8 protein-coding genes are annotated in these 8,560 nt (G+C 42.5%); 5 read left to right on the top strand and 3 right to left on the bottom strand.

What is annotated here, in order from left to right; translation table 11 throughout:
- Positions 1–459: 459 nt before the first annotated feature.
- On the bottom strand, positions 460–591 hold the full coding sequence (locus tag V7L12_RS21825) for a hypothetical protein (RefSeq protein WP_334823255.1): 132 nt from the start codon (positions 589–591) through the stop codon (positions 460–462).
- A 144-nt stretch (positions 592–735) separates the two neighbouring features.
- Between V7L12_RS21825 and V7L12_RS21820 the strand changes: the two genes are divergently transcribed.
- The gene (locus V7L12_RS21820; protein ID WP_335087436.1) at positions 736–2,004 is read left to right on the top strand and encodes a bifunctional sterol desaturase/short chain dehydrogenase; all 1,269 of its coding nucleotides are present in this window, start codon (positions 736–738) and stop codon (positions 2,002–2,004) included.
- A 626-nt stretch (positions 2,005–2,630) separates the two neighbouring features.
- On the opposite strand, the gene V7L12_RS21815 is transcribed toward V7L12_RS21820, so the two are convergent.
- A complete protein-coding gene (locus V7L12_RS21815) occupies positions 2,631–3,035 on the bottom strand; it encodes a TetR/AcrR family transcriptional regulator (protein ID WP_335087434.1) in 405 nt (134 codons plus the stop codon).
- Between the two features lie 79 nt (positions 3,036–3,114).
- Between V7L12_RS21815 and V7L12_RS21810 the strand changes: the two genes are divergently transcribed.
- The 4 genes from V7L12_RS21810 to V7L12_RS21795 all read left to right on the top strand — a co-directional run bounded on the left by V7L12_RS21810 (position 3,115) and on the right by V7L12_RS21795 (position 7,620).
- Positions 3,115–3,645 carry an ABC transporter permease gene (locus V7L12_RS21810; protein ID WP_335087432.1) on the top strand — a complete coding sequence of 177 codons (531 nt, stop codon included), beginning with the start codon at positions 3,115–3,117 and terminating at the stop codon, positions 3,643–3,645.
- A gap of 39 nt (positions 3,646–3,684) precedes the next feature.
- Positions 3,685–4,806, top strand: coding sequence for an ABC transporter permease (locus tag V7L12_RS21805; RefSeq protein WP_335087430.1), 1,122 nt, complete (start codon positions 3,685–3,687; stop codon positions 4,804–4,806).
- A gap of 386 nt (positions 4,807–5,192) precedes the next feature.
- Positions 5,193–6,260, top strand: coding sequence for a DMT family transporter (locus V7L12_RS21800; RefSeq protein ID WP_335087428.1), 1,068 nt, complete (start codon positions 5,193–5,195; stop codon positions 6,258–6,260).
- A gap of 226 nt (positions 6,261–6,486) precedes the next feature.
- Positions 6,487–7,620, top strand: coding sequence for a peptidoglycan-binding protein (locus V7L12_RS21795; protein ID WP_335087426.1), 1,134 nt, complete (start codon positions 6,487–6,489; stop codon positions 7,618–7,620).
- 144 nt (positions 7,621–7,764) lie between these two features.
- Here the strand turns inward: V7L12_RS21795 and V7L12_RS21790 are convergent, their stop codons facing one another.
- A complete protein-coding gene (locus tag V7L12_RS21790; RefSeq protein WP_335087424.1) occupies positions 7,765–8,220 on the bottom strand; it encodes a DUF2141 domain-containing protein in 456 nt (151 codons plus the stop codon).
- Between the last annotated feature and the right edge of the window lie 340 nt (positions 8,221–8,560).

Below are 8,560 nucleotides of genomic sequence, written 5' to 3'. Positions count from 1 at the left end.
AATAACAAATGCGTTCGCCGAAATAACAAATGCGTTCGCCGAAATAACAAATGCGTTCGCCGAAATAACAAATGCGTTCGCCGAAATAACAAATGCGTAGGCGTAGCCAGCACTTCTCTACGAGACGCTGCGCGAACGACAAAGCTCAGTGACCACCGTAGGCATCGCCATGATTGCAACAATTTAGCTTTGTCACGCCAGCGTAACGCACCCTTCTCCTATCGGAGACGCTACGCGAACGGGTTCAGCAGTCGCCTGCGGAGGGAAACCCTCCTGCAGCGCTGCTTCACCGCAAATCTTTGGTAGATGAAGTTTTATCCGACTTGTGTGTACACCGTAGCTCCCAAAGGGAGAGGCTAACGCCTTTCCTTCGGAACGCTACGCGAACGCGGAGCGTCTCGTAGAGAAGGGAGAGGACTCACTAACGCTACGCTAACGTAATTAGTAATTGGGCATTGCTTATTTCTCCTTGTCACCCACTCCCAATACTGTTCGGTTAAGGCAAGAGACGCGATGAATCACCGTCTCTACAATGTCGCGTCTTTTGTCTTGACGGCGATTTATCGTATCTTTGTGATCTAAAATTTTCATCAAAAAACCTTAACCGAACCGTATTGCTCCCACTCCCTACTCCCTATTCCCTATTTCCTTTGATTTTTATTTGCTCTAGACTCGACCTTAAGGCAGCTTTGTCAGATCATGAAGAATGATTAAGAAAAACGAGTATAGACAAACATGATAAAAATGCTAGCTGAAAACTTGATGGGAATTGAGACAAGCTTACAAATTAATTGGGTTTGGCTAAATGCCAGCTTACAGTTTGCTAGTTGGGCACTCTTCTCACTTTTACTCGCTGAGATATTGAGAGACAGTTACCATGCTTTGTGTCACCAAGTCAATTGGCTTGCTAAATGGCACAACAAGCACCACATGGCTTATCGCCGTGATTTATCAATAGTTTCCCTGAAAGTTTACCAAGAATCCCAACTCTATCACGACATTTTAGAGTCGAGTCTACTGCTGGTGGTATTGGTAGTCATTGCCTTAATTGTCCAGCAAATGGGGTTATGGCTAGGTGTAGCTTATGGTTGCACCTTTTTGTATGGCGCGTCTGTGCGATATTTTCAGGGAAAGATTGATACAGATTACAACCACCTACCCGGCCCTTTAGAGACAATTCCATCCATTTGGTGGGTGAATCGGTCTTATCATTGGCGGCATCATTTTGATGATGTCAACGCTTACTACAGTGGTGTCTTTCCTCTAGTGGATAAAATTCTTGGTACAGGACTATCTCTCAAAGGTAAAACCATTGCTTTAACCGGAGCATCAGGAGCGTTGGGGCAAGCGTTGGCGGCTGAACTTGTAAAGAATAATGCTAAAGTCGTGGCATTAACTACTAATCCAGAAAAATTAGTAGAGCAAGTTGGGGTGAAGGTGGTTTCCTGGCAGTTGGGCAACGAAGCCAATCTCAGGGATAGTTTAGAGAAAGTAGATATTTTAATTATCAATCACGGAGTCAATGTCTACGCCAGCCGCACACCGGAGGCTATCAACTCCTCTTATGAAGTGAATACCTTTTCAGCATTGCGGTTGATAGATATATTTTCGACAACTGTAACAGGCCCACAAGCAAAAGCAACCAAGGAAATCTGGGTAAACACTTCTGAGGCTGAGGTTTCTCCAGCACTGAGTCCGCTTTATGAACTCAGCAAAAGAGCGTTAGGAGATATTGTTACCCTCAAGCGTTTGGATGGGGATTGTGTAATTCGCAAGTTAATTCTTGGCCCATTTAAGAGTCAACTGAATCCTTATGGAGTGATGTCTGCACAGCAAGTTGCTCGTTCGATCTTATTTTTGGCACGCCGTGACTTCCGAAATATTATTGTGGCAATAAATCCTCTTACTTATCTGCTGTTTCCCTTAAAGGAAACTAGTACGTCACTATACTATCGACTCTTCAGCCGGACAGCGAAAAGTGAACAGGACTTACGCAAACAATAGTCGAAAAAAATGATTTTCTTCTTAGGGGCAATTCATGAATTGTCCCTGAGCGCGTGTAGTTTTGCTTTGATTTGCGATGCCTGCGGGTGGCTAGCCCTTCGTAGATATAATATCATGTCCGCTTGATTACTTATTAAACCCGAAGAACCCCACCCCGCCAAAGCTACGCTTCGTCTCCCCTCCCGAAGAGCGGGGAGGGGATTAAGGGGAGCCAGTGCGTTGGGGAGACAGCGCCGTGGGCGGGTTTCCCGACTTGAGGCGACTGTCGTCGGCTCTGCCGACTTGAAGCACCTGGCGTGTGGGGTGTAATAACTAGGGGAATCATAACTAATTATGCGGACATGATATAACTCAGAAACTGCTCTATTAGAAGATCGATCTGAAACTGGACTATGGCAGAAGATGATGCGACGGTTTCCGGTTGAGGAGTGAAAGTGAAAGCCTTAGCCTTCCTAATCTCAAACAAATACACCCATTATCCCTGAGCGTTGAAGGTGTTGGGTGTAGTACTGTTGTTTACTCAAGCGTATTTAGGGACTGGCTCATGACCGCATTTATTAAGCTATCTAGCAAGCGATCGCGTGATAAAAATGTCAGTTCTTTTCCATACAACATTTCTTGTAAAATCACGTAGGATACCAGCGAACCAAAAAAATATGAGCCATTGCTTCTGGGTCGGTGATTCCTAATTCTGGATGAGCTGCAAAATACTGACTCAGCATTTGCCGACCGCGTAGCACAACAGTTTGAGTATAAAGTTTGGCTAGTTCAGGAAAGTTTTGTGACTCGGTGATAATCAAACGCAACAATGCCAAATAATCGGGATTATCAGCGACTTTAGTTAAATAAATTTCAGCAATTTGACGCAAAAAAATCGCTGGTTCAACATGTAATTTTTCTGTGCAAAAAATACTTTGAAAACAAGCGAGGGTCAATCGTTCTATCAACGCTTTAAACAGCCCTTCTTTATCTTGAAAGTGACTGTATATTGTTTGCTTAGATACTCCAGCCGCCGCGCTAACACGATCCATACTTGTTCTAGCATAACCCTCCTTCAAAAATACCTGTATAGCTCCTTGCAAGATTTGCTCCTGCTTTGGAGCGATCGCAATGGTACGGGAAAAAGAAAAAGGGACAATTTTACAAGTCTACACTTCTAGTATTAGTGCCACTGAACTGTTACTTGGTAAAGGATTAGCATACCTATTAATTGCCATCGCCGAGGCATTATTAGTCATGGTATTAGGCTCAATTATTTTCCAAGTTGGTATAGTTGGCAACCCCATAACATTAGTAGTTGGCACTTTATTATTCCTGACAGATAGCGTTTTTTTCGGATTACTTTTAGGAGTCCGCAGTAGTAACCAAAATGCTGCTGTACAAGGCGTTTCTCTCGTAGGCTTTATCACATGCTTATTACTCTCAGGTTTTATTTATCCCCTCAATAATATTCCTTTCCCCTTATCACTACTACCTAACATAATTCCGGCGCGTTATTACATCGATATCACTCGTGATGCCTTCGTGCGTGGTACAGGATTTGGCGGAGTTTGGTTTGATTTACTCATGCTTGCAGCTTTGGGATTAATCTTTTTCAACGTATCACGCCGAGTTTTAAGCCGAATGCAATTAACAAATTAATCTCTCTGTATTTTCTGTGGTTTGATAAAAAGGAATTTTATGAAACTTATTCAGCGATTATTTGATAGTCCATTTTGGGCGTTAATGCGGAAAGAAATTAATCAAATTCTCCGCAATAAGCAATTAATTGTTTTGTTAGTTGTCCCGCCAACAGTCCAATTATTGCTGTATGGCTTCATCCTCAATCCTGACGTTCATAACTTACGATTAGGTGTCATTGACTATGCCAACGTCAGCGCTAGTCGGGAGTTAGTTTCAGCCATGACATCAAATCGAATTTTCACCTTGGAATCTGTACCAAGCAGTGAAAAAGCATTGAGTCGTCAGGTAGAAGAAGGAAAGCTAGATGTCGGGGTAATAATTCCTCCCGATTTTCCGCGTCAACTGGCACAAAAATCAGCAGAAATTCAAGTATTTATTGATGCAGTAAATGCTAATACAGCCGGAATTGCAGGAAATTATATGAATCAAATTATCCAGCAATATAATCTGCAATTAGCCCAAGGTAAAGTAAATCCCCCAGTTTCACCTGAAGTTGTATTTCTTTACAATCCTGGACTGACAAGTAGTTGGTTTTTTGTCCCAGGAGTTATGGGTTTAGTTTTAACATTAATTGGCACATTAGTATCAGCAATTACAGTTGTTCGGGAAAAAGATACCGGAACTTTAGAACAATTATTAATGACTCCGGCTGCTAACTGGCAAATATTGCTATCAAAAATTGTCCCTTTAGCATTTTTATTAATGGGAGATGTTTTATTAGCTATCACTTTAGCAACAGTAATATTTCATGTACCATTTCGAGGCAATTTCCTGCTATTTTTCGCTCTATCAAGTATGTATGTATTTGTCGGGATTAGCTTGGGTATTTTGTTAGCTACTGCGAGTAGTTCGCAACAACAGGTAGTTTTGACAGCTTTCTTTATTAATTTACCAATGGTACAAACTTCTGGAGCGATCGCACCCATTGAAGCCATGCCACCTTTGTTTCAAGTCCTATCCTTACTCAATCCCCTGCGCCATTATATTGCGATCGTTCGAGGTATTTTGCTCAAAGGTGTTGGCTTAGATGTACTGTGGATGAATGTTTTGGCTTTAGTCGCCTTTGCTGTTGTGTTATTAACTATTAGTATTAGTAAGTTTCGCAGTCAGTTAAGCTAAAACACATATCCTTAAAATTGCTTTGATATTGTCACTGTCGTGGATAAAGCTCTTTCACCAGAGTGATGAAAGAAAAATTGCAGCCAATTTGAAGAGGATGTTTGAAAAGTAGGTAGTTGAGTAAAAAAAGCTCTCAGGGCATAAGCTGTAGATACGTACATACAGCACCATTGAGAGCATGAGTAAAAGCCTACTCTAGTAACCTGACAATTCCTCAATTCGAGTTACAAGCGATCGTACTAGGCTCAGGCTGGAGAGTTTCACCGTCTCCAAGACGCTACACGATGGTGCAAAGCACCCGCCAAAGGCGATCGCAAAACTACATAATTCGGTAAAATTAGGTAAAGTAATTTTTGCGCTTGTTAAACAAAGGCATCAGCAAACCCATGCAACTGAAACTCAGTGCATCTCGACTTCCCTTCGCCCCCCTCTTGTTAATCGCCCCCTTTTTCCTATGGGGGACGGCAATGGTAGCCATGAAAGGAGTGATACCCCATACCACACCGCTATTCATGGCAGGTGTGCGTCTGATACCAGCAGGGATGTTAATTCTGATTGCAGCAGCATTCATGGGTAAACCTCAGCCGAAGGGTTGGGCTGCATGGCTGTGGATTGCCTTATTTGCCTTAGTAGATGGGACGCTGTTTCAAGGCTTTTTGGCAGAGGGATTAGTCAGAACTAGTGCAGGGTTAGGGTCTGTGATGATTGACTCGCAACCCTTGGCTGTTGCCTTGCTGTCGTTGTGGCTATTCCAAGAACACATTGGTTTTTGGGGATGGCTGGGGCTAGGCTTGGGAGTCACAGGCATTAGTTTAATTGGCTTACCTGATGAGTGGATTTTACATTTTTTCGACTCAGGCGCATATATTACAATCGGCAACTGGCAAGATTTGTTTGCTAGTGGCGAGTGGTTAATGCTGTTAGCGGCACTATCAATGGCAGTAGGAACAGTGTTGATTCGGTTTGTGTGCCGACATGCTGACCCTGTAAGCGCTACGGGATGGCACATGATTTTGGGCGGATTGCCACTATGGGGAATTTCATCAGTTGTTGAATCCCAGCAGTGGGAGAATCTGGGAGGATCTGATTTCATGGCTTTGGGTTATGCTACCGTATTTGGCAGTGCGATCGCTTATGGGTTATTCTTCTACTTTGCCTCTAGTGGCAGTCTCACGAGTCTCAGTTCTCTCACCTTCCTGACACCCGTCTTTGCGCTACTATTCGGCAATCTTTTCCTCTCAGAAGTCCTCAGTCGGTTGCAGTGGGTAGGAGTATTTCTCACTTTAATCAGCATCTATCTCATTAACCAACGTGATACTTTAGGAGGACAAAACGACAAAGTTACTGTCGGCGAGATAGCTAATATACAGCAACCAGTTTTAGAAACATCTGCTAAAAAATTGAACCCCATAAGCCTAGCAGTTAGAGAATCGGAACCAGAAATTTTACCCTAACTTGTTAAAATAATTCTTAGTTCGTAATTTGTAATTAGTAATTAAGTAGGGGGATGAGGGAGAAATCAATTAAAAATTAAAGAACTTCTGCCTCCTGCCTCCTTTTTCCCAATGCCTCATACCCAATTACCAATTCTCAATTAAAAATGACAGTTAACATTTGGTCGTTTAGAAGCTATTGTGGTATCGAAGATTTGAAAAGCACGTTCAGGTTGAAACTTGCAATATGAGGCTATGCCATTCCTCAATTCTGATATTTACCTGTTTTTCTTGCGTGGGTTTTTACCCAAATCGCTCAAGCGCAGCCACACCTAACCTAGCACCTGAAATTTTAGAACTTGCACAAGCTAGTTCGACAGTTACTGCTAGTCCGGCCGTTTTGAGATATGGTAGTCGAAATTTAGATGTGCAGAGACTACAAACCCAATTAAAGCAGTTGGGATACTACAGTGGCGTGGTAGATGGACAGTACAACACCAATACGGAAATCGCTGTATCTAAATTCCAGAAAGTAAAGGGTTTAAAATTAGATGGGATTGCTGGCCCGGCGACTCAGGAGAAACTGCAAGCAGCAATGGAGGCTAAAAAGCAGTTTGTCACCTCTCCAAAAGTTACCTCTACTGCTCCAACTTCTACAAAACCCAAACCAACCGAGAGAGGTTTTGTCTGGTGGTTACTATTTACCATTGGAGTTCTAGGATGTACTGGCGCACTTATTTATCTGCTGAGGTCGTTTCAAAAGGTCAAGCAAGTGCAAAAGTCCGAAATATCAAAGCCTAAAAGTTTGAGTGAAGCTAACAAAGACCCGATTACACCACCTTTACTAGAGACTGTCACTAGTTTACAAACAACTACACCACCACTTTCCTCACAATTACTGCTACCAGAAAAAACTTCCCGTCTTGCTAAACTCAATATTGTTGACGAATTAATTCAAGATTTACGCAGTTCTGACCCAACGAAGCGGCGCAAGGCTATTTGGGATTTGGGTCAGCAGGGAGATTCGCGGGCAATTCAGCATCTGGTTGACCTGATAATTGATGCTGATTCTCAAGAAAGCAGCTTAATTTTGGCAGCTTTGTCAGAAATTGGCATCCGCACACTCAAACCGATGAACCGTGCTTTAGCAATTTCCATCCAAGATGAAAGTCCACAAGTGCGGCAAAATGCGATCCGTGACCTGACGCGCGTTTATGACATGATGGGTCAAATGAGTCAGATGTTGCACCATGCACTAGAAGACCCAGATGCCGATGTGCAAGCAACAGCACGATATGCTTTAACTCAGATGAATCGAATACGTGGCTTGCCGGAACAACAGAATCTACAGGAAGACTCTGATAATGATTCACAACAATAGAGCAGGAGTCATTCGATTTGAGATTTGAGATTTGAGATTTTGGATTGAAGGAAAAATCTCAAATCTAAGTTGTGCTAGAAGCGAAGCAAAGGTGCGACCTAAAATCTAAAATTGGCAGTGTACCAAGCTGACAGCAGATTCAGCTTAAAAATATTTCAACTGGATTTGGATATTGGTATCTGGTCCTGCTACTAAAAATGCTGCTTCGCTAAATTTTGGCGCTCTTGTGCGAATTTCTGGGTTGCTGGAAAATCCAAAACCTTCGCTTGGTATACCAAAAATATTGCTATTGAGAGTGCGGTCATTATTTTGATCGTGGAAGACAGCAACGGCGTAACTACCTGCTTTCAAGTTATCAAAGGTAATTGGTAAAGGATTTTCAGTAATCTTGGTACACTGCTTTTGTAAGACGCGATCGCGATCGCTAGGAAATCCTACACTGCTAGCAAATATACTGGCACAGACTTGTCCTTCTTTATTCTTCAAGCCATCAATTTCCACGGTAAGTTTGCCGTTAAAATTTGCCTTGGCACTAAATGACCATGCCAAATTTCCCATAACTGCCAATAGCAGCATACTAACTCTTAAGCCTTTAAGCATAAAATTTTCACAAGGTAAAATGCGATCGGTAAATTATTGAAGGAGGCATGGGGCAGCGTTTCGACTACGCTCAACAAGCAGGCAGAAGGTTTTATTCACAAGGGATTCAGACCTGGGAGATCCACCAAATTTTTAATTTAGTGAGGGTCTTAAACCCTTGTTTTAGACACTTGTTTAAAAACCAGAAACTCAAATAACCTTAGTAGGAGTTTAAGAAACTATTGGCACATCTGTAAATATTTTTTAGTAAGGATTCAGGTGGCAGAGTATTGACAAGGGGGACACTTGAGGGGGAGTATCACAAATATGAACCAAAACCTGCCTCAAGATATAGACCGAG

It is taken from the genome of Nostoc sp., assembly GCF_036918245.1.
Classification (GTDB): domain Bacteria; phylum Cyanobacteriota; class Cyanobacteriia; order Cyanobacteriales; family Nostocaceae; genus Nostoc.
The sequence above is the reverse complement of the archived record's forward strand: the minus strand, read 5'-3'. Positions and strand labels throughout refer to the sequence as shown.

What these genes read in the sequence shown, in the direction of transcription:
- V7L12_RS21805 (WP_335087430.1), top strand. Translation starts at nt 3,685, where the DNA reads ATGAAACTTATTCAGCGATTATTTGATAGTCCATTTTGGGCGTTAATG.
- V7L12_RS21810 (WP_335087432.1), top strand. Translation starts at nt 3,115, where the DNA reads ATGGTACGGGAAAAAGAAAAAGGGACAATTTTACAAGTCTACACTTCT.
- V7L12_RS21820 (WP_335087436.1), top strand. Translation starts at nt 736, where the DNA reads ATGATAAAAATGCTAGCTGAAAACTTGATGGGAATTGAGACAAGCTTA.
- V7L12_RS21800 (WP_335087428.1), top strand. Translation starts at nt 5,193, where the DNA reads ATGCAACTGAAACTCAGTGCATCTCGACTTCCCTTCGCCCCCCTCTTG.
- V7L12_RS21795 (WP_335087426.1), top strand. Translation starts at nt 6,487, where the DNA reads ATGAGGCTATGCCATTCCTCAATTCTGATATTTACCTGTTTTTCTTGC.
- V7L12_RS21825 (WP_334823255.1), bottom strand. Translation starts at nt 591, where the DNA reads ATGAAAATTTTAGATCACAAAGATACGATAAATCGCCGTCAAGACAAA.
- V7L12_RS21790 (WP_335087424.1), bottom strand. Translation starts at nt 8,220, where the DNA reads ATGCTTAAAGGCTTAAGAGTTAGTATGCTGCTATTGGCAGTTATGGGA.
- V7L12_RS21815 (WP_335087434.1), bottom strand. Translation starts at nt 3,035, where the DNA reads ATGGATCGTGTTAGCGCGGCGGCTGGAGTATCTAAGCAAACAATATAC.